This is a genomic window from Saccharothrix sp. ALI-22-I (genome assembly GCF_001984175.1).
Lineage (GTDB): Bacteria > Actinomycetota > Actinomycetes > Mycobacteriales > Pseudonocardiaceae > Actinosynnema.
The window spans coordinates 15,652-34,070 of sequence record NZ_MTQP01000028.1 but is presented as its reverse complement, the minus strand read 5'-3'; the positions used below and the strand labels follow the sequence as shown (position 1 = coordinate 34,070).

Genomic DNA, 18,419 nt, shown 5'->3' with positions numbered 1-18,419 from the left:
CTTACGAGCGAGGCGCCGGCCCCACACACGGTCCAGCTCGCGGTATCGAACAGGACGGGTACGCGATCACCTCAGATCAGCGGCCCAACGCGGAGTTCTGACCCCTCGTGTTTCGCACTTTTTGACGATCTTGACGGTGATCGCTCTGCGACACGCCGATGGTTGGGGTTTGTGGATCTTGGGGTGTAACGACGGAAGCATCGACGGTGTCTGCACCACCCTCGTGAGAGTGATCCGTCGATGCTTCCCGATGGCACCATACCGGGCTCGCTGGCCGACCTGCTGGCGGTCTTCCGGTCCTGTTTCACCACACCGACATTCAGCACCTTCCGGAGTCTGGTCCTCGGCTTGATCGCCCAGACCCGCCGACGAACCATCTGCGGGGATGCTGCTGGGCGCCGGACTGGAACGCCTCTGGCACCACAGCCGGGCGCACCGGTTCTTCGCCGCTGCCCGCTGGAGTGTCGACCAAGTCGGGTTGGCCCTGGCCGATCTGATCGTCGCCCGGCTGCTGCCCACCGGTGCGCCGATCACCATCGCGGTCGATGACACCCTCGTCAAGCGCTCGGGTAAGAGAGTGTTCGGCGTGGCCTGGCACCACGACGGCGCCGCGAAAGGCCCAAGCCGATCGGGTTCGGCAACTGCCGGGTCGTCGCCGGAATCATCGTGCAACTTCCGTTCCTGTCCCGACCGGTCCGCCTACCGGTGTTGGCCCGATCATGGCAGCCCCGCCGCACCGGAAAGCTCGCCTACGCACGGGAAATGGCCGAACTCATCGCCACCCGCCACCCCGACCGCACCGTGCATGTCGTCGGCGACGCCGCCTATGTCGGTGAGCACCTGCGTGGCCTGGCCACGCAGATCACCTGGACGTCCCGGCTGAAGGTCAGCTCGGTGCTGTATGCACTCGCCCCACCCCACAACGGCAAGCTGGGACGGCCACGGACCAAAGGCGTCCGGCTGGGCACCCAACCGATCTCGCGACCACCGCGACGTGGCGCACCACGCGAGTCCGCCGCTACGGACGCACCGATACCGTGCGCATCGCCGAGGTGATCTGCCTGTGGTACGGGACGTTTCACACCCGCACCGTGCGCGTTGTCCTGGTTCGTGACGACAAGCCACGCACCACCGACCGCGACGATCGCGGCTACGGACTTCCGGTGGTCACCACCGATCTCGAATCCACTCCCGAAGATCCGGTGGCCCGTTACGCGTCCCGGTGGGGCATCGAGCAGGCATTCGCCGACGCCCGCCAGGTCATCGGCGTCGGCGAGGCCCGCAACCGGCTACGCCGCGCCGTTGAGCGCACCGTGCCCTTCGGGCTGACCTGTCTGAGCGTGGTCACCGTCTGGTACGCCCTGCACGGACATGCCCCGAAGACGCCGCCGAACACCGCGCCCGGGCTCGCTGGTACACCACGAAGACCGAACCGTCCTACGACGACATGGTCATCAAGCTCCGGCGCGTCATCATCGCCGCAAGATTTCGCGGCCCATGCACTGAGCCGGCCACACCCGAACAAACCCAGGCCGTCCTCGCAGCCTGGGCCGCTGCCGGAACCTAACCAACCAGAACCGCGAAACACGAGGGGTCCACCTCCTCACAACCAGGCGCCGATGCCCTCGCAGGGACGGTGCCCCGTGTCACCAACCGGTGTCCGCGCAGCAGACGAGGGAGTCAGCGCACCAGTGCGACGAGCACCGCGCGGTCGGCCCAGTCCATGCGCGGACGTGGACTGGTGCGACGCAGTACGGCGACCTCGTGCCGCAGCACCAGCAGTTCGACATCCTTGGCCGCGGAGAAACGGCCGAGCAGAACCAACCATCCGACGAGCCGGACGAAGATCAGGTACAGCAGTCGTAACGCCACGCCTGACGATCATGCTCCTGTGCTCGGTAGTGTGCGATCGCCGCAGGTCGGCGACCCATTGCGGAGTTCAGGCACCCCACAGGTCCGGGAACATGCCACCCCTGACGGGCTGGCCCACGACGGGAACCCGGCTGAGTCACTGGTCGCGGGGTTGGGAGCCCTCTTCCACAGCTTCGACCGCGTCGAGAAGGCCGCGGAGGCCGACTTCGTAGCGCTGGACCTCCGTCGGATCGGACAGCCACTCCTCTACCGGCACGCCGACGGCTTCCTCTTCCGACCGGCCGGCCTCGGTCTCGGCGAGCTCTGCCCTGACGGTGAGCTCCAGGTCGTGCAGGAAGGCGTTGTCGCCGGTCGGGGTGCTCACTCGTGCCCCCTTGCGACCCTGGTCACGACGATCTTCACGACGACCTCCTGTCCGCCGGGGCCACCCGTCGCGGTCCCGGCGTCAACTGAGACAGGACAGGCCCACGACCTGTGACAAGCCCGCGCGAAATTTCTCGTGTCACAACCCGTGGGGGGTGTCCGGTCTTAGCTGGCGGATTCCATCCCATCCCTCAAGGAGGCCTTCCCATGTCCTTCACCGTGGTACAGGAGGCGAAGCCGCCCTTCATCCCGCCGGGTGCGCACGCGATGACCGTCGTCGTCGAGTACCCGCCCGGCGACCCCGGCACCCTGCCGCACCGGCACCCCGGACCGGCCTTCGGCTACGTGCTGGAGGGCGAGATGGTGTTCGAACTCGAAGGTGAGCCGGCGCGTGTCGTGCGGGCCGGCGAGGCATTCTGGGAGCCGGGTGGCGATGTCATCCACTACCAGGACGGCAACAACCGCGACGACATCCCGGTGCGCTTCACCGTCACCATGCTCTGCGAACCGGGCAAGCCCATGATCGACCTCGTGGACTCCGAAGAACTCGCCCAGCGCGAGAACCGCCGCGCCCCGCGCACGAACTGACCAGGAAGGTCGAGGAAATGAAGATCGCTGTCATCGGCGGGACCGGGCTCATCGGATCGCGCGTGGTCGAGATCCTGAACGCGAGCGGGCACGAGGCGGTGCCGCACTCGACGTCCACCGGCCTGGACCTGCTCAGCGGGCAGGGTCTGCCCGAGGCGCTGGAAGGGGCCGACGTCGTCGTCAACCTGACGAACTCGCCGACCTTCGACGACGCCTCGCCCGCCTTCTTCCAGAAGACCATGGACAACCTGCTGGCCGCCGCCGGTGCCGCCGGCGTCGGCCACGCGGTCATCCTCTCGATCGTGGGCGTCGACCGGGTTCCGGACCTGGTGTACTACCGCGCCAAGGTGCTCCAGGAGGACATCCTCAAGGCCGGCCCCGTGCCGTACTCGATCGTCCGCGCCACGCAGTTCTTCGAGTTCGTCGACGCGATGCTGTCCTGGACCGCCGACGAGAACACCGTCCGCCTGCCCACCACGCCCGTCCAGCCCATCGCCGCGGCCGATGTCGCCCAGGCGGTGGCCGACGTCAGCGTGGGCGCCCCGCTGCGGGGCATCCGCGAGGTCGCGGGTCCTGAGGTCTTCCCGCTCGACGAGTTGGGCCGGATCACCCTCGCCGCCCGCGGTGACCAGCGCACCGTCATCACCGACGACAGCGCCGGCATGTTCGCCGCCGTCCAGGGCGACGTCCTCACCGCCGAGGACGGGGCCGTCATCGCGGGGACCGCCTATCGGGACTGGCTCGTACGCTGATGGGGCCGGGGCCCGCACGGCGGATGTCGTGCGGGCCGGGCGTCAACGGCGGTGCCAGCCACCCAGCTTGGCCGGGTTGAGCACGATCCACAGGCCGGTGACCCTGGCACCGGCCTGTCGCACGCCGACCACCGCGATGGCACGGCCCGCGCGGCGCAGTGCCAGCCCGGCGCGGCCGTTGACCGACTCGACGGTCAACTCGGTGTCCGGACGCCCGCACAGCAGGGCCGTGACCAGCCGGGAGACGTCCTCCTCGCCGTGGATGGCACCCGTCGCGGCGGGCACCCGCCCGATGCCGTCGCACACGGCGACGGCATCGGGGTCTAGTGCGGCCCGGACCGCGGCGACGTCGCCCAGCCGGCACGCCTCGGCGAACCCGCGCACGACGTCGTCGAGCACGCTCAACCCTTCCGCAGTCGCCGACCGCGACCGGGCACCACGGCGATCTTCGACATGGGTGACTGGAACGCGGTGGACACCGCCGTGATCTTCTCGGGGTTGAGCAGCCACAGCACCTGGTCGATGCCCTCGGTCGTGGCGCTGACCGTGAGCACGCCGAACTCGGCGCCGTTGCGCCGCAGCACGGCGGAGGTCTGCCCGTTCGCGCTCACCCAACGCACGTCGAGGTCGTCCCAGAACCAGGTGGAGATCGCGTCCATGAACTGGGCCACGGCCGGCACGCCCACGACCGGCCGGCGGGCGACGCGCATCCTGCCGTTGCCATCGGAGAGGCTGGTCACGTCCGCCGCGAAGAGCCGTTCCAACGCGGCCATGTCGCCAGTGCGGGCGGCCGCGATGAACCTGGTCAGCAGCTCCCGCTGCGCGGCGGCGGTCGCCGGGGTGCGCCGTTCACCCGTCATGTGCTTGCGCGCCCGGCTGACCAGCTGCCGCACCGCGGGCTCGGTCGACCGGAGGATGTCGGCGATCTGCGCGTACGCGTAGTCGAAGGCCTCCCGCAGCACGTACGCGGCGCGCTCGTTGGGTGTCAGCTTCTCCATCAGCATCAGCGCCGCGAACTCCAGCGCCTCGCCCCGTTCGGCGCCCAGGTACGGGTCCGCGCTGGTGTCCACGGGTTCGGGCAGCCACGGCCCCACGTACGTCTCGCGCCGCACCCGCGCCGACTGGAGCGCGTTGATGGCCAGCCGGGTCATGGTCGTCGCCAGGAACGCGTCCGGGTTGACCACCTGGGCGCGGTCACACGTCTGCCACCGCAGCCAGACGTCCTGCACCAGGTCCTCGGCCTCGGTGGCGCTGCCGAGCATGCGGTACGCGATCCCGAACAGACGTGGCCGCACGTTCGTGAAGATCGCCGCGGCCTGCTCCAGGTCGTCCGTGTCCTCCGGCTCGGGAGTCACACCGGAATCCGTCAACCGTCGCCTCCGTAGCCGTTCGTGCCGCTTCCCGCAGTTTCCGAACGTACCCCTCCATCCCGCGGACGGCCGTCGGCCCGCGTCCGATCTTCGTCACAACCGGGCGGCCTGTCCGGTCTCACGGAGTGACCCGAGAGAACAGAGGACAGCATGAGGACCGTCGACATCCGTGTCCGTATGAGCGCACGCTCGATCGAGGAGCCCAACCGCGTCTCCAGCCGGTTGGAGTTGTTGTTCGACCTGACGTTCGTCATAGCGGTGGCGAGTGCCGTCAGCCAGTTGGCGCACACGATCGAGGCCGGTCACGCGTCGTCGGGCGTGATGCCCTTCCTCCAGGTGTTCTTCGCGATCTGGTGGGCGTGGATGAACTTCACGTGGTTCGCCTCGCCCTACGACACCGACGACGTCGTCTACCGGTTGATGACCATGCTCCAGATGGCCGGTGTGCTCGTCCTCGCCGCCGGGGTGCCCGCGGCCACCGAAGGCGATCTCCGGACGGTGACGCTGGGCTACCTTCTTATGCGGATGGCGCTCGTCGCGCAGTGGGTGCGAGTGGCGATCGAGGACCCGGCGAGCAGGCGTACGGCGCTGCGGTACGCGGTGGGCATCTCCGTCGCGCAGGCCGGCTGGCTGGCGCGGCTGGTGCTGGTGGAGTCCGGTGTGCTCACCGGCGACTGGCTGCTGCCCGCCTTCATCGCGCTCGCGCTGGTCGAGCTGGCGGTGCCGCCGTGGGCGGAGCGGAGGGGACGGACGACCTGGCATCCGCACCACATCGCGGAGCGGTACAGCCTGTTCACGATCATCCTTTTCGGCGAGAGCGTGCTCGCCGCGTCGACCGGTGTCGACGCCGCGGTGCGGAAGGGGTGGACGTGGTCGCTGACCGCGGTCTCGGGATCAGGGCTGGTGTTGATGTACGCGCTGTGGTGGCTGTACTCGCTGGAGCCGGGCGGCGAGGCGCTGGCCGCGCTGCGGCACCGTTCGTACCTGTGGGGCTACGGCCATTTCGGGCTATTCGCCGCACTCGCCGCCCTCGGCGCCGGGCTTGAGGTCGCCGTGGCGCAAGCCGGACACCACACCGCAATCCCGCCGGTCACAGCGGGTTACGCGGTGGCGGCACCGGTCGCCGGGTTCCTGGTGCTGATGTGGGTGGTGCACGCACCGTTCATCCGGCGGTCGGTCGTCCGGCATACCGGCCCGCTGGTCGGTGCCGTGGCCGTCGTGCTCGCGCCTCCGGCGGCGCCGGCCGTGGGGTTGGCCGGCACCGTGGCCCTGATCGCGGCGGTCTGCGTCGTCGTCACCGCGTGGACCGTCGTGTCCCATCAGCGGCGGGAGGTGGAGCTGAGGGCGTAGTGCTCATTCGTGGAACCCGATCGACCGGTGCGTCCCGTCGCACAACGGCTTGTTGGACGAGTGGCCGCACCGGCACAGCGTCATGCGGTTGCGGGCCTCGACGGACCGCCCGTCGGCGCGTTCGACGGACAGCCGGCCGGTGACCCAGAGAGCACTGGCGAGGCCGTTCTCCTCCTCCAGGACCGAGATCGCGGGTTGGAGGTCCGGTTCGATGGTCTCGGTGGTCCGGCTGAGGCTGTAGGAGTACGAGCCGGACGGGCAGTGGTCGATCAGGCCCATAATGTGCGACCGGACGTCGGGGTCGCCGGAGTCGTCCAGCATCTTGGCGATCGGTCGGGTGCGGCCGATGCAGAACGCGGCGTGGACGCAGAGTTCGCCGACCCGGTGCGCCAAGATCTCCACGCCGTCGTGGACGTGCTGGAGTTCGGCGTAAGGGCGCATGGGCGGAGCTTCACCGCCGTCGAAGGGCTTTCTACCCGGGCCCGGTCGGGCGTGGCTGCCGTCGCAGAACGGCTTGGCGCCGGAGCGTCCACACCGGCACAGCGCGTACGTTTCCTCGGTGGGGATGTCCTCATGGGTCTGCCAGGTCAGGGACTGGCCATCCTCGGAGAGGATCTTCTTCTTGCGCCGCAGGGGAATCTGCCCGTGCACCAGGTAGGGGCCGTTCTCCAGCACGGTGATTCGCCGGGAATCCCCAGTGCTCCAACGTCGCCGCTCGGGTGGTACGTACTCGAAGGTCGGGCCTGCGGTCGTGTGCCCGTCGCCGGTGGGCATCTTCATGAGAGCGAGGGCCTGTGCCCGCAGGGCGTACATCATGCCCGTGGCGACGCGCATCAGGGACGGACTGCCGTTGAAGGCCCGCTCAAGCAGGTGGAGCAGAGTGCTGTAGGTGTGGTTGAACTCCTCCTGTGCGATGCGGATGGGGCTGTCTTCCGGGTAGTCGGCGGTCCTCGGGTTGTGCCGCATCGGCAGGACCCCGTCGAAGTCGACCGTGATCTCCTCGCCGGTCGGCCCGGACTGCGGTGTGCCGCCGATGTGGTACCGGCGACCGAGCCGCAGCTCCTGGAAACGGTAGTAATGCGCGACCTCGTCACGCTCGGGGTGGAAGACGTCGCGATCGCCGTCCCACACGTCAGTGCGCGCGGCCCCCTCGCCCTGCTCGACGATCTCCGCCAAGGCGGCCAGCGCCGACTTCAGGTCGTGGACGGCGATGGTCCGGCCACCTCCGCCCCTGAGGTGGAACTCGCCGATCTGCCGTGCCGGCGCGCCGCGGAAGACCTCGGTTTCGCCGAGCTCGTCGCACAGTCCGCGGATGCCGGCCTCGATCGCGGCGTAGAACTGCCCGATCGTCCGGTACTCGTTGGACTGGGGCGGTGCGTCCGCCGACGCGGGCTGCTCGATACGCAGGAACAGCTCGAGGGCTTCGGCACCGAACGGCGCCAGGTGGACTTCCACGGACCGGTCGCCGTGGGGCAGTGGATGCGGATACGGCGGCAGGAGCGCGGGTGTGTCGAGCTCGGGCCTGCCTCCCACCGCGTTGAGCAGGTTCGCGGCCAGTGCCAGGTGCAGCATCTCCTCGGCGAGCACGCTGCCGACCACGTGCACGGCCTCGGGATTGAGGCCGGGGTCCAATGAGTACAACGCGCACAGGTACGGGGGAATGGTCGCGTGCTCGAGCTCGATCGCCCACTGGAGGTGGCGACGGAGATCATCCAGGGTGTCGATCGCGTGAGCGCCGCGGGTGTCCGTCATGGCACCTCGATTCGTCAGGTCGGTTTCGGCAGCTATGACAAGACGCCGCGACGGTTTGTGACGCGCGCCGCCTGTCACAACGGGAAGGGCTGTCCGGTCTCAGCTGTCGACCGAGGTTCCCGGGCTGGCCGGGTACCGCAGACGGAAAGGCTCGTCATGAAGATCGTCGTCATCGGTGGTACCGGCCTGATCGGCTCGAAACTCGTGCGCAAGCTGGGCGAACACGGCCACGAGGCCGTTCCCGCGTCGCCTGACTCCGGGGTGGACACGCTGACCGGCGAGGGCCTGGACGAGGTGCTGGCGGGCGCTCAGGTCGTGGTCGACGTCTCGAACTCGCCGTCGTTCGCCGACGAGGCCGTGATGGACTTCTTCCGCACGTCCACTGGCAACCTGCTCGCCGCCGAGGAGAAGGCGGGCGTGGGCCACCACGTGGCGTTGTCGGTGGTGGGCACCGAGCGGCTCGCCGAGAGCGGGTACTTCCGGGCGAAGATCGCGCAGGAGCAGCTCATCAGGGACTCGGGACGGCCGTACTCGATCGTGCACGCGACCCAGTTCTTCGAGTTCGTGCGGAGCATCGCCCAAGCGGCCACCGACGGGAACACCGTGCGCCTGTCCGGCGCCCTGATCCAGCCGATCGCGGGCGAGGACGTGGCCGGCGCGGTCGGCCGCACCGCCGTGGGCGCACCGCTCAACGGCATCGTCGAGGTGGCCGGCCCGGAGCAGTTCGGCCTCGACGATCTGATCCGCAAGGGGCTGGCGTTCCAGGGCGACCCGCGCGAGGTCGTGGCCGATCCGGACGCACGGTACTTCGGCGCCCTGCTGGAGAAGGACACGCTGCTGCCGGGTGCCGACGCGCGGCTGTCGACCACCCGGTTCGAGGAGTGGCTGCCGCTGAACCCGCCTCCGGCGAAGTAGGCGACTCGTGAACCACACCGAACACCAGATCGCGACGTCCGTCCTCGTCATCGGCACGGGCGGGGCAGGGCTGCGCGCCGCCATCGAACTCGCGGAGCGTGGTGTCGACGTGCTCGCGGTCGGCAAACGGCCCAAGTCGGACGCGCACACGACGCTCGCCGCCGGTGGCATCAACGCGGCGCTGGCGACGATGGACCCGGAGGACTCGTGGCAGCTGCACGCGGCGGACACGCTCAGGGAGAGCTATCTGCTGGCCGATCCCGAGACCGTGCGGATCGTGACCGAGAACGCCGCCCGGGGCATCGGCGACCTCGAACGCTACGGGATGCCCTTCGCACGCGAGGCCGACGGGAAGATCTCGCAGCGGTTCTTCGGCGCCCACACCTACCGCCGCACCGCGTTCGCCGGTGACTACACCGGACTGGAGATCCAACGCACACTGGTCAACCGGGCGGCACAGCTCGACATCCCGATCCTGGACACGGTCTACATCACACGGATCCTGGTGCGTGACAACGTCGTTTTCGGTGCTTACGGATTCGATCTGGAGGACGGCAAGCGGTACGTGATCCACGCCGACGCGGTGATCCTGGCGGCGGGTGGGCACACTCGCATCTGGCGCCGCACGTCGTCCCGGCGGGATGAGAACACCGGGGACTCGTTCCGGCTCGCGGTGCTGGCCGGTGGCCGCATCCGGGACGCCGAACTCGTCCAGTTCCACCCGTCGGGTCTCATCGCGCCGGAGAACGCGGCGGGCACGCTCGTCTCGGAGGCGGCACGCGGCGAAGGCGGGGTGCTGCGCAACGCGCTGGGAGAGCGGTTCATGTCCCGGTACGACCCCGAACGGATGGAGCTGTCCACCCGCGACCGGGTGGCGCTGGCGGCGTACACCGAGATCAAGGAGGGACGGGGCACACCCGCCGGTGGCGTGTGGCTCGACGTCTCGCACCTGCCCAGGGAGACGATCATGCGCCGGCTTCCCCGGGTCTACCAGACCCTGCTCGAACTCCAGATGCTCGACATCACCCGGGAACCGGTCGAGATCGCGCCCACCGCGCATTACTCGATGGGCGGTGTCCGGGTGCGGTCGGAGGACCACGGCACCGGTGTCGACGGCCTGTACGCCGTCGGCGAGGCTGCGAGCGGACTGCACGGCGCGAACCGGCTCGGCGGGAACTCGTTGATCGAGTTGCTGGTCTACGGCCGCATCGTCGGTGAGGCCGCCGCGCGCTACTCACGCGATCTGGGAGCGCAGCAGCGGTCGTCGTCGGCAACGGCGGAGGCGCGCACCGAGGTTGACGAAGTGCTGGCGGCCGACGGTTCGGAGAACGTGCGCGCACTGCAGCGCACGTTGCGAAACACCATGACCGAGCACGCCGGCGTGGTGCGTGACGAGACCGGCTTGCGGAAGGGACTGTCCGAACTCGACGATCTCGAGAACCGCATGAGGGACGTGGGCGTGCATCCCGACCTCGCGGGCTTCCAGGACCTGGCGCACGCGTTCGACCTCAAGGCCGCGGTCCTGGCCGCACGCGCCACCCTCGAATCGGCACTCGAACGTCGCGAGACCCGCGGATGCCACAACCGTTCCGACCACCCGGAGCCCGACGAGTCGCTCCGGGTGAACCTGGTCTGGTCGGGGCCGAGACAGATCGAACGCGAAGGGCTGCCCCCGATCCCGGGCGAGATCGCCACGCTCATGCGCGAGGTGTCCACTGTCGGCAAGCTCGTCGAATGAACCGCTGATACTCCGTCACACAGGTGAGGCCCCCGGCAGCGTCGCCGGGGGCCTCGTCCGTGCCGCCTGCCCGGCGTCGAGCCCGAGACGGTAATCGCCGCCCGCGTAAGGTGTCAGGACTCTGCACCAAGCTGCTGACCTGCGGTGATCGTGCACTGTCCGAGCACAGGGGCATGATCGGCTGTGGGATGACCGGGGCTGGGCACCCCTTGACGGGATCAACTCGAAGTGGCGGGTCGGTCGGCGGAGACAAAGACCGGACAGCGACCGCGGTTGTGACAGACGCCGTGCGGCAAGTGTCACAAGCAGTTGCTACGGCCTGTCCCGACAATCGGGCCGACCTGGCGAACCAAGGTCCACGATGGACTCCAACCGAACGCACACCCATGCCGCCGAGCCCGTCTCGTCTCCAGACCTGGCCGGCGTAAGTGGCCGTTTCCGAGCTTGGACGGGTGGAGGGCCTTTGGTGCGCAGACAGGGAACTCCTGGTAGATCGGACGTTGTCGAAGCGCCGCTCTGCCAGGGGTTCCGTTGTTATCGTGCCCGATCCCCGCGGGCGGTGTCACCGCGGGTGCCCCGTGCTGTCGTCTGTCCGCCTCCCACGAGCCCGCCCGACGGACGGCTCGGTATCCCACCGACGTCACCGATGCCCAGTGGGCCGAGTTGGATCCGTTGTTGTCCGATCCGGCGTGTCTCGCGGGTCGGGGCGGGCGGTGGGAGAAGCACTGCCGGCGGGTGATCGTGGACGCGATCCTGTACGTGGTCGACAACGGCATCAAGTGGCGCGCCCTGCCCGCGGACTTCCCGCCGTGGCCCACGGTCTACAAGCGTTTCGCCGCCTGGGAGAAGGTTGGTGCCACGCAGCGGTTGCTCGATGGGCTGCGCGACCGCGCCCGCCTGGCGGAGGGCCGGGTGGCGGCACCGTCGGCGGCGGTCGTGGACTCGCAGTCGGTGCGCGCCGCCGAGACCGTCGGCAGGGCTACGCGGGGGTGGGACGGCGGGAAGAAGGTCGCGGGCCGCAAGCGACACATCGTCGTGGACACCGTCGGATTGCTGTTGGCGGTGTTGGTGACCCCGGCCTCGACGCAGGACCGGGTCGCCGCCCGCAGCCTGCTGAGGCGGATGCGCGACACCGCCGGCGGGTGGGTGGCGTTGGTGTGGGCCGACGGCGCCTACACCGGCACCCTGCTCGGCTGGGCCCGAAAGACACTGCGCCTGGTGGTGGAGATCGTCCAACGTCCACAAGTTCCGTACTTCACCGTGTTGCCCAGAAGGTGGGTGGTGGAGAGGTCCCTGGCCTGGATCACCGGACACCGCCGCTGCGTCCGCGACTACGAACGCCTACCCCGTCATCACGAGGCCATGGTCCGCTGGGCCATGATCCGCATCACCAGCCGCCGACTCACCCAACACCAATAGCTCGGAAACAGCTACTAAGCCTCGCCAGCGATCCACAATAATGCGAGGTCCGAAAACAACGCGGTCCAAGTATTGTTGCAGCGAGCCTATCCACGCCCAATTTTCATAAATGAAACCAGACCAAAAATTGACGGGAAAATGGAGTCGAACATGTGGTGCCCACCGCCGCGGCAGGACCTGAGGGACGGGTCGCTCCGGCAGGTGCGCACCCGACGACCACCGGTTCCGGGTGGCGCTCCTCGCCACCCGGACGGCGGGATGGACATGGTGCGCTACACCGCACGGTTCGAACCCGTGGCCTCGATGGACATCGAGGCCGTGCCACGTCGCGTCCACGCACAGGTGGACCTCGCACATCTGCGCTCCTGGTACCGTCCGGAGTAAACGGCCGGGGGACCGTCGGGTCGGCCTCTTGTCCGGCCAGAACAGGTCTACCGCGGCGAGGCAACAGTGGCGTTTCGAGGGCATGTCGGACTGGTCGGGCGGGAATCGGAATGCGCTCTCCTCGATCAGACCGTGGCGGCCGTCCGCACGGGTGAGAGCCGCGTACTCGTGGTGCACGGCGCGCCCGGGGTCGGGAAGTCGGCGCTGCTCGAGCACGTGGAAAGTTCGGCGACGGGCATGCGGGCACTGCGGGCGGTCGGTGTCGAGTCCGAGATGGAGTTGGCGTTCGCCACCTTGCACCAGTTGTGCGCGCCGCTGCTGGATCGGCTGAATAACCTCCCCGCGCTCCAGCGCGACGCGCTCGAAACGGTGTTCGGGATGCGGGCGGGTGCCCCTCCGGAACGCTTCCTGGTCGGGCTGGCGGTGCTGAGCCTGCTGTCGGACGCCTCCGAGGAGAGTCCCGTGCTGTGCGTGGTCGACGACACGCAGTGGATGGACCGGGCCTCGGCGCAGGTCCTCGGCTTCGTGGCCCGCCGGCTGCTGGCGGAGTCGGTCGCTCTCGTCCTCGCGACCCGCGTACGGGGTCAGGACCTGCTCGGACTGCCGGAGCTGGAGGTCACCGGGCTGCGCAACGCCGATGCCCACGCCCTGCTGAACTCGGCCACCCCCACCGGGCTCGACCAGCACATCCGGGATCGGATCGTGGCCGAGGCCAGGGGCAATCCGCTCGCTCTGCTGGAGCTGCCGCGCGAGCTCACCGTCACGCAGTTGGCGGGCGGGCTCGGCCTGCTGCACGCCGACACTCTGCCGAGCCTGATCGAGCAGAGTTTCCTGGCGCGGATTGAGGGGGTGTCCGGGCAGAGCCGGCTGCTCCTGCTGGTCGCCGCCGCCGAGCCGATCGGCGATCCCACCCTGGTGCGGCGCGCCGCCGAACGGCTCGGCGTCACGCCCGCGACGGCCCTCGACGACGAGACGGGCGGCCTGCTGTCGTTCGACGTGCGCGTGGTCTTCCGCCACCCGCTCGTGCGGTCGGCCGTGTACCGGTCGGCCGACGAGGAGGACCGCCGCGCGGTGCACCTGGCGTTGGCGGAGGTCACCGACCCGCGGGTCGACCCGGACCGCCGTGCCTGGCACCTGGCGTCCGCCGCCGCCGGACCGGACGAGACCGTTGCCGCGGAACTCGAGCGGTCCGCCGACCGTGCGCAGGCACGTGGTGGGCTGGCCGCCGCGGCCGCCTTCCTGCAACGGTCCGTGGCGCTGACCCTCGACGCCTCGCGGCGCGCCGAACGTGCCGTGGCGGCCGCGGACGCCAGTGTCCGGGCGGGTGACCTCGCGGCCGCACGGAGGCTCGTCGACATCGCGGAGCTCGATGCGCAAAGCGAGTTCCTCCGCGTGCGGGCCGGCCTGGTACGGGGTCGCATCGCGTTCGCGGCCGGGTTCAACAACGAGGCGCCGCCCATGCTGCTCGCGGCGGCGCGGCGGCTGGAGCTCTTCGACTCCGATCTCGCGCGGGAGACCTACCTGCTCGCCTGGGGTGCTGCGGCGTGGGGTTCCGCGGACGGCGAGAGCCTCGCGGCGATCTCCCGTGCGATCGGGGAACTTCCTCCGCCGGAGGGTGGTCCGCGCCCCATCGACCTGGTGCTCGCGGGCTGTGCGCTGCTCGTCACCGAAGGCGGTGGCGCCGCGATCACCGCACTGCGCCGGGCGATGACCGCGCTCGTGGACCTCCCCGTGCCGGACCTGCTGAAGTGGGGCTGGGCGGCCTGTGGCGTGAGTCCGGCCGTCTGGGACGAGCAGGTCATGTACGAGACGTACGCCAGGGCGGCCGAGTTGGTGCGCACGGCCGGCATCCTGACCGAACTCCCCCTCTACCTGGCCTCGTTGGGCGCGGCGACCTCGTTGATCGGGGACTTCGCCTCCGCGGCGGGGATCGTCGCCGAAGCCGACGCGGTCGCCGCCGCCACGGGTGTCCCGCTCGCGCCGTACACCACGCTCATCCTGACCGCGATGCAGGGCAAGGAAGCCGAGGCGTCGGCGGTGATCACCGCCACGATCGAGCGGACCGGCACGGACGGCCAGTTGACCGGCGTCACGACCGCCAACTGGGCGGCCGCGGTCCTGTACAACGGGCTCGCGCGGTACGAGGAAGCGCTGTCGGCGGCCCGGGCCAGCACCCGGATCGCCCAGCTGATCGTCTCGGTGTGGGTGCTGCCCGAGCTCATCGAGGCGGCGGTGCGCGTGGGAGAGGACAAGACCGCTCACGACGGGCTCGAACGTCTGGCGGACGAGGCGGAGGCGTGCGACACGGATTGGGCGCAGGGGATCATGGCCCGGTGCCGGGCCCTGCTGAGTGACGGGACGGCGGCGGACGGCCTGTACCGCGAGGCGATCGAGCGGTTGGGCCGGACGTTGTTGCGCCCGGACCTGGCGCGTGCCCACCTGCTGTACGGCGAGTGGCTGCGCCGGCAGTCACGGCGCGTCGATGCGCGCCACCAGTTGCGCACCGCGTACGACATGTTCGTCTCGATCGGCATGGCGGCGTTCGCCGAGCGTGCCCGCCGCGAGCTGCTCGCCTGCGGGGAGAAGGTACAGAAGCGCACCGTCGAAGCGTCGTCGAGCGACGAGCTGACGCCGCAGGAGAGGCAGATCGCCTTGCTCGTCCGGGAAGGCCTGTCCAACCCGGAAGTGGGCGCGCGGCTCTTCCTCAGCCCGCGGACGGTCGAGTGGCACCTGCGCAAGATCTTCACCAAGCTCGCGATCACCTCCCGGCGGCAGCTCCGCGAGGCCCTGCCGCGCAACGACTGAACCCGTGACCCGTCCCTGGTCCCCGTGAACCAGGGACATTCCCTGGGGCCACTCGGCAGCCCGACGCGCGAGCCTGAACACGTCGGCATCCCGTGCCGTCCTCGACCCCAGGGAAGTGAGGCAGTCATGTCCGATCAGCCGCTGGACGGAGCCGTCGCGCTCGTCACCGGCACCGGCAGCGGTATCGGCGCCGCGACCGCGCGCCGCCTCGCCCGTGAGGGTGCGGCGGTCGCTCTGGTCGCGCGTCACCGCGATCGCCTGGAGCAGATCGTGGACGCCATCATCGCCCTGGGCGGTCGCGCCATCGCGGTGGCGGCCGACATCACCGAGCCGGCGCTCGCCTGCCAAGCGGTGGAGGAGGCGCACGACCGGCTCGGACGCCTGGACGTCCTGGTCAACAACGCCGGCATCGTGCGGCTCGATTCGGCGCTGCACACGCCGGTCGAGGAGTGGGACCGGATGATCTCGCTCAACGTGTCGGCGCTCCTGCACGTCACACACGCCGCCGTCCCGTACCTGATCGACGCGGCCGCGACGTCGTCGCGGCAGGTGGCGGATCTGGTGAACGTCAGCTCGACGGCGGGGCGGGTCGCCCGGCCGGGCGGCAGCGTGTACAACCTGACCAAGTTCGGCCTCAACGGGTTCACCGAGTCGCTCCGCCAGGAACTGCTTCCCGAACGCGTGCGGGTCAGCGTGGTGGAGCCCGGTGTGGTGGAGCCCGGCGTCGTGGACGCTGCGCTGGTGGGCCACCTCGGTGCGGCCGCCCGGGACTCGGCCCGCCTGCACGTCGGCGGGATCGAGGCGCTGCGGCCGGAGGACGTCGCGGACGCGATCGCCTACGTCGTCACGCGGGAGAGGCGGGTGGCCGTCAACGAGTTGGTGGTTCGCGCGGGCGGGCAAACCTGGTAGCCGGCCCGTCGAGGCGTGCGCGGGCCCGCCGCCGGCAGGAGGGTGTTGCCGGCGGCGGGCGGGGTACTGGGTGGGCGCGGATCGCGACGGCCGCCCGGCGGGCTGGTGATCACGGCCGGTCGCGCCGCTCGACGTCACCCGATGCGGTGGCGCCGCTGTTGCTTCGGCACGTACTCGAAGGTCGGGCCCGCCGTCGTCCGTCCGTCGCCGCTGGGCATCCGCATCAGCGCACGCGCCTGCTCGCGCAGCGCGTACATCGTCCCGACGGAGGCCCCGAGCTGCGCCGGGTTGCCGGTGAACGCCTCCTCCAGCACGCGCAGCAGCTCGCAGTAGGTGTCGTTGAACTCCTCCTGCGCGAGCCGGACGGGGCTGCCGGGCGCGTGGTCGGCCGTGCGCGGGTTCGGCCGCATCGGCGACACACCGCCGAGGTCCACGCCCAGTGCCTCGCCCGTGGGGCCGGACTGCGGCGTGTCCCCCGCCCGGAACCGCCTGCCCTCCTTCAGCTCCACGAACCGGTAGTAGTGCGCGACCTCCTCGCGGTCCGGGTGGAACACGTCCCGGTCGCCGTCCCAGATCTCCGTGCGGGCCGCACCCTCGCCCTGCTCGACGATCTCGACGAGCGCTTCGAGCGCCGACGCGAGGTCCACCACGCCGATCGCCTTGCCGCCTCCCCGGCGCAGGTGGAAGTCGCCGACCTGCCGGTCGGGGTCGCCGCTGAACACGGCCTCTTCGCCGAGCGAGGCGCACAGGGTGCGCAGACCGTCCTCGATCGCCGCGTAGAACTGGCCGATCGTGGCGTAGCCGTCGGCCTGGGCCGGCGCGTCGGCTCGGGCGGGCTGCTCGATGTGCAGGAACACCTCCAGCGCCTCCGGACCGAACGGGGCGAGCCCGACCAGCACGGACCCGTCGCTGTGCGGCAGCGGATGGGGGTAGGGCGGCAGCAGCTGCGGCGCGTCGAGCACCGGGTCGCCGCCGACGGCGTTGAGCAGGTTCGCCGCCAGCAGCAGGTGCAGCATCTCCTCGGCGAAGACGGAGCCGACGACCTCAGCGGCCTCGGCGTTCCGTTCGGGATCAAGGGAGTACAGGGCGCAGAGGTACGGCGGCAGTGTGGCGTGCTCCAGCTCGATCGCCCACTGCAAGTGCGTGCGGAGCTCCTCGATCGTGGTGATGCCGGTCATGGTTGTCACTCCTCGGAAAGCACGCGGGCGAACGACCCGCTACCGGAAAGACCGGACAGCGTCCGGATCGGTGACGTTCGGGGACTTGGCGGAGGTCACAGTCCCAGCGGGCTCGGGTTGGGCCGGACGACGGCGACCGGGCACGGTGAGTGGTGCAGCACCGCGTGGCTGGCGGAGCCGAGCACGAGACCGGCCGCGCTGCCCCGGCCGTGCGACCCGACGACCACGAGCTGGGCCGCGGTGCCGATTGCCTGCTCGATCAACGCGTGAGCGGGCCGGTCACGCACGACCACACGCCCCATCACGACGTCGGGATACTTCTCGCCCCACCTCGCCAGCCGCTCGGCGAGCAGCGCACGCTCGTCGGTCTCGACTGCGTCCCAGTCCACCAGCGGCACCATGGCAGCCTCGAGCACGCTGTCGGTCCAGGCGTGCACCGCGATCAAGGACACCTCGCGCGTATCCGCCGCCTCGAAGGCGAACGCCAGTGCCGCCTCGCTGATGTGCGAGCCGTCGATGCCGACCACGACCGGACCAGCGTCCCACGATCGTTCACCGCGCACGACGACGATCGGGCATTCCGCCCGAGCGGCCAGTCCTATCGCGACCGAACCAACCAGCAGAGAACTGAATCCGCCAAGACCGCGATCACCGATGACGACCAGTCCCGCGTGACGCGACGCGCCAACCAGCAGCGGCACCGGAAAGCCGTCGAGGACGTGCTCGGTGATCTCGATGCCCGGCGCGGCCTTTGCGGCTGTCTCGGCGGCGGCCGAGACAGCGTCCCGGGTGCTTTTCACCATCGCCGTGCGGTAGGCACCGCCGAGTCCGAGGTCCCCGGTGTGCCTTGAGTCGAACCAGCTGAAGGCGCTGATCAACTGCACCGCGGTCCCACGGCGCGCGGCTTCGCGTGCCGCCCATCGGACGGCGTCGAGCGCCGACGACGACCCGTCGATGCCCACAACGACCGGCAGGCTGCTCTCTCGTGCTGTTCCCATCTCGGGCTCCTGTCGCAGATTCGCGG

Annotated in this window: 16 protein-coding genes and 1 pseudogene; 10 read left to right on the top strand and 7 right to left on the bottom strand. The window is 70.0% G+C overall.

The features are described from left to right. Positions 1–385: 385 nt before the first annotated feature. Both ALI22I_RS55280 and ALI22I_RS52795 read left to right on the top strand, forming a co-directional pair. A pseudogene (locus ALI22I_RS55280) lies at positions 386–604 on the top strand (transposase); the annotation flags it as partial. Between the two features lie 62 nt (positions 605–666). Then, entirely contained in the window at positions 667–1,056 is a 390-nt protein-coding gene (locus ALI22I_RS52795) for a transposase (RefSeq protein WP_238598017.1), read from the top strand. A gap of 624 nt (positions 1,057–1,680) precedes the next feature. Here ALI22I_RS52795 and ALI22I_RS02095 read toward each other — a convergent pair. Together ALI22I_RS02095 and ALI22I_RS02090 are read right to left on the bottom strand one after the other, a co-directional pair. Continuing rightward, entirely contained in the window at positions 1,681–1,872 is a 192-nt protein-coding gene (locus ALI22I_RS02095) for a hypothetical protein (protein ID WP_238598016.1), read from the bottom strand. A 136-nt stretch (positions 1,873–2,008) separates the two neighbouring features. Further along, positions 2,009–2,236, bottom strand: coding sequence for a hypothetical protein (locus tag ALI22I_RS02090; protein ID WP_077003875.1), 228 nt, complete (start codon positions 2,234–2,236; stop codon positions 2,009–2,011). A gap of 206 nt (positions 2,237–2,442) precedes the next feature. Between ALI22I_RS02090 and ALI22I_RS02085 the strand changes: the two genes are divergently transcribed. Both ALI22I_RS02085 and ALI22I_RS02080 read left to right on the top strand, forming a co-directional pair. Then, on the top strand, positions 2,443–2,823 hold the full coding sequence (locus ALI22I_RS02085) for a cupin domain-containing protein (RefSeq protein WP_077003874.1): 381 nt from the start codon (positions 2,443–2,445) through the stop codon (positions 2,821–2,823). A gap of 17 nt (positions 2,824–2,840) precedes the next feature. After that, positions 2,841–3,575, top strand: a complete 735-nt coding sequence (locus ALI22I_RS02080; RefSeq protein WP_077003873.1) for an SDR family oxidoreductase — start codon at positions 2,841–2,843, stop codon at positions 3,573–3,575. A gap of 42 nt (positions 3,576–3,617) precedes the next feature. On the opposite strand, the gene ALI22I_RS02075 is transcribed toward ALI22I_RS02080, so the two are convergent. Continuing rightward, entirely contained in the window at positions 3,618–3,974 is a 357-nt protein-coding gene (locus tag ALI22I_RS02075) for a siderophore-interacting protein (protein ID WP_077003872.1), read from the bottom strand. Positions 3,975–3,976: 2 nt separating this feature from the next. Further along, positions 3,977–4,930 (bottom strand): RNA polymerase sigma-70 factor, encoded by a 954-nt coding sequence (locus ALI22I_RS02070; protein WP_077003871.1) that lies wholly within the window; start codon positions 4,928–4,930, stop codon positions 3,977–3,979. 192 nt (positions 4,931–5,122) lie between these two features. Between ALI22I_RS02070 and ALI22I_RS02065 the strand changes: the two genes are divergently transcribed. Next, a complete protein-coding gene (locus ALI22I_RS02065) occupies positions 5,123–6,295 on the top strand; it encodes a low temperature requirement protein A (RefSeq protein WP_083751347.1) in 1,173 nt (390 codons plus the stop codon). 3 nt (positions 6,296–6,298) lie between these two features. Here ALI22I_RS02065 and ALI22I_RS47205 read toward each other — a convergent pair whose 3' ends face one another. Further along, complete coding sequence (locus ALI22I_RS47205; protein ID WP_083751346.1) at positions 6,299–8,047, bottom strand: ferritin-like domain-containing protein; 1,749 nt, start codon at positions 8,045–8,047, stop codon at positions 6,299–6,301. A 156-nt stretch (positions 8,048–8,203) separates the two neighbouring features. On the opposite strand from ALI22I_RS47205, the gene ALI22I_RS02045 reads away from it, so the two are divergent. The 5 genes from ALI22I_RS02045 to ALI22I_RS02025 all read left to right on the top strand — a co-directional run bounded on the left by ALI22I_RS02045 (position 8,204) and on the right by ALI22I_RS02025 (position 16,217). Next, positions 8,204–8,962: an SDR family oxidoreductase gene (locus tag ALI22I_RS02045; protein ID WP_077003869.1), complete on the top strand. Its 759-nt coding sequence runs from the start codon at positions 8,204–8,206 to the stop codon at positions 8,960–8,962. 7 nt (positions 8,963–8,969) lie between these two features. Continuing rightward, positions 8,970–10,700 (top strand): L-aspartate oxidase, encoded by a 1,731-nt coding sequence (locus tag ALI22I_RS02040; RefSeq protein WP_077003868.1) that lies wholly within the window; start codon positions 8,970–8,972, stop codon positions 10,698–10,700. A gap of 531 nt (positions 10,701–11,231) precedes the next feature. Further along, a complete protein-coding gene (locus tag ALI22I_RS02035) occupies positions 11,232–12,119 on the top strand; it encodes an IS5 family transposase (protein WP_274522734.1) in 888 nt (295 codons plus the stop codon). Positions 12,120–12,569: 450 nt separating this feature from the next. Then, the gene (locus tag ALI22I_RS02030) at positions 12,570–15,308 is read left to right on the top strand and encodes an AAA family ATPase (RefSeq protein ID WP_077003867.1); all 2,739 of its coding nucleotides are present in this window, start codon (positions 12,570–12,572) and stop codon (positions 15,306–15,308) included. Between the two features lie 126 nt (positions 15,309–15,434). Further along, positions 15,435–16,217, top strand: a complete 783-nt coding sequence (locus tag ALI22I_RS02025; RefSeq protein ID WP_077003866.1) for an SDR family oxidoreductase — start codon at positions 15,435–15,437, stop codon at positions 16,215–16,217. A 134-nt stretch (positions 16,218–16,351) separates the two neighbouring features. On the opposite strand, the gene ALI22I_RS02020 is transcribed toward ALI22I_RS02025, so the two are convergent. Further along, positions 16,352–17,395: a ferritin-like domain-containing protein gene (locus tag ALI22I_RS02020; protein WP_077003865.1), complete on the bottom strand. Its 1,044-nt coding sequence runs from the start codon at positions 17,393–17,395 to the stop codon at positions 16,352–16,354. 95 nt (positions 17,396–17,490) lie between these two features. Further along, the gene (locus ALI22I_RS02015; RefSeq protein ID WP_077003864.1) at positions 17,491–18,393 is read right to left on the bottom strand and encodes a universal stress protein; all 903 of its coding nucleotides are present in this window, start codon (positions 18,391–18,393) and stop codon (positions 17,491–17,493) included. Positions 18,394–18,419: the final 26 nt, after the last annotated feature.

Excerpts from the sequence above, each read along its gene's own strand:
- ALI22I_RS02015 (WP_077003864.1), bottom strand. The coding sequence starts at position 18,393 with ATGGGAACAGCACGAGAGAGCAGCCTGCCGGTCGTTGTGGGCATCGAC.
- ALI22I_RS02025 (WP_077003866.1), top strand. The coding sequence starts at position 15,435 with ATGTCCGATCAGCCGCTGGACGGAGCCGTCGCGCTCGTCACCGGCACC.
- ALI22I_RS02045 (WP_077003869.1), top strand. The coding sequence starts at position 8,204 with ATGAAGATCGTCGTCATCGGTGGTACCGGCCTGATCGGCTCGAAACTC.
- ALI22I_RS02065 (WP_083751347.1), top strand. The coding sequence starts at position 5,123 with ATGAGCGCACGCTCGATCGAGGAGCCCAACCGCGTCTCCAGCCGGTTG.
- ALI22I_RS02080 (WP_077003873.1), top strand. The coding sequence starts at position 2,841 with ATGAAGATCGCTGTCATCGGCGGGACCGGGCTCATCGGATCGCGCGTG.
- ALI22I_RS02020 (WP_077003865.1), bottom strand. The coding sequence starts at position 17,395 with ATGACCGGCATCACCACGATCGAGGAGCTCCGCACGCACTTGCAGTGG.
- ALI22I_RS47205 (WP_083751346.1), bottom strand. The coding sequence starts at position 8,047 with ATGACGGACACCCGCGGCGCTCACGCGATCGACACCCTGGATGATCTC.
- ALI22I_RS02085 (WP_077003874.1), top strand. The coding sequence starts at position 2,443 with ATGTCCTTCACCGTGGTACAGGAGGCGAAGCCGCCCTTCATCCCGCCG.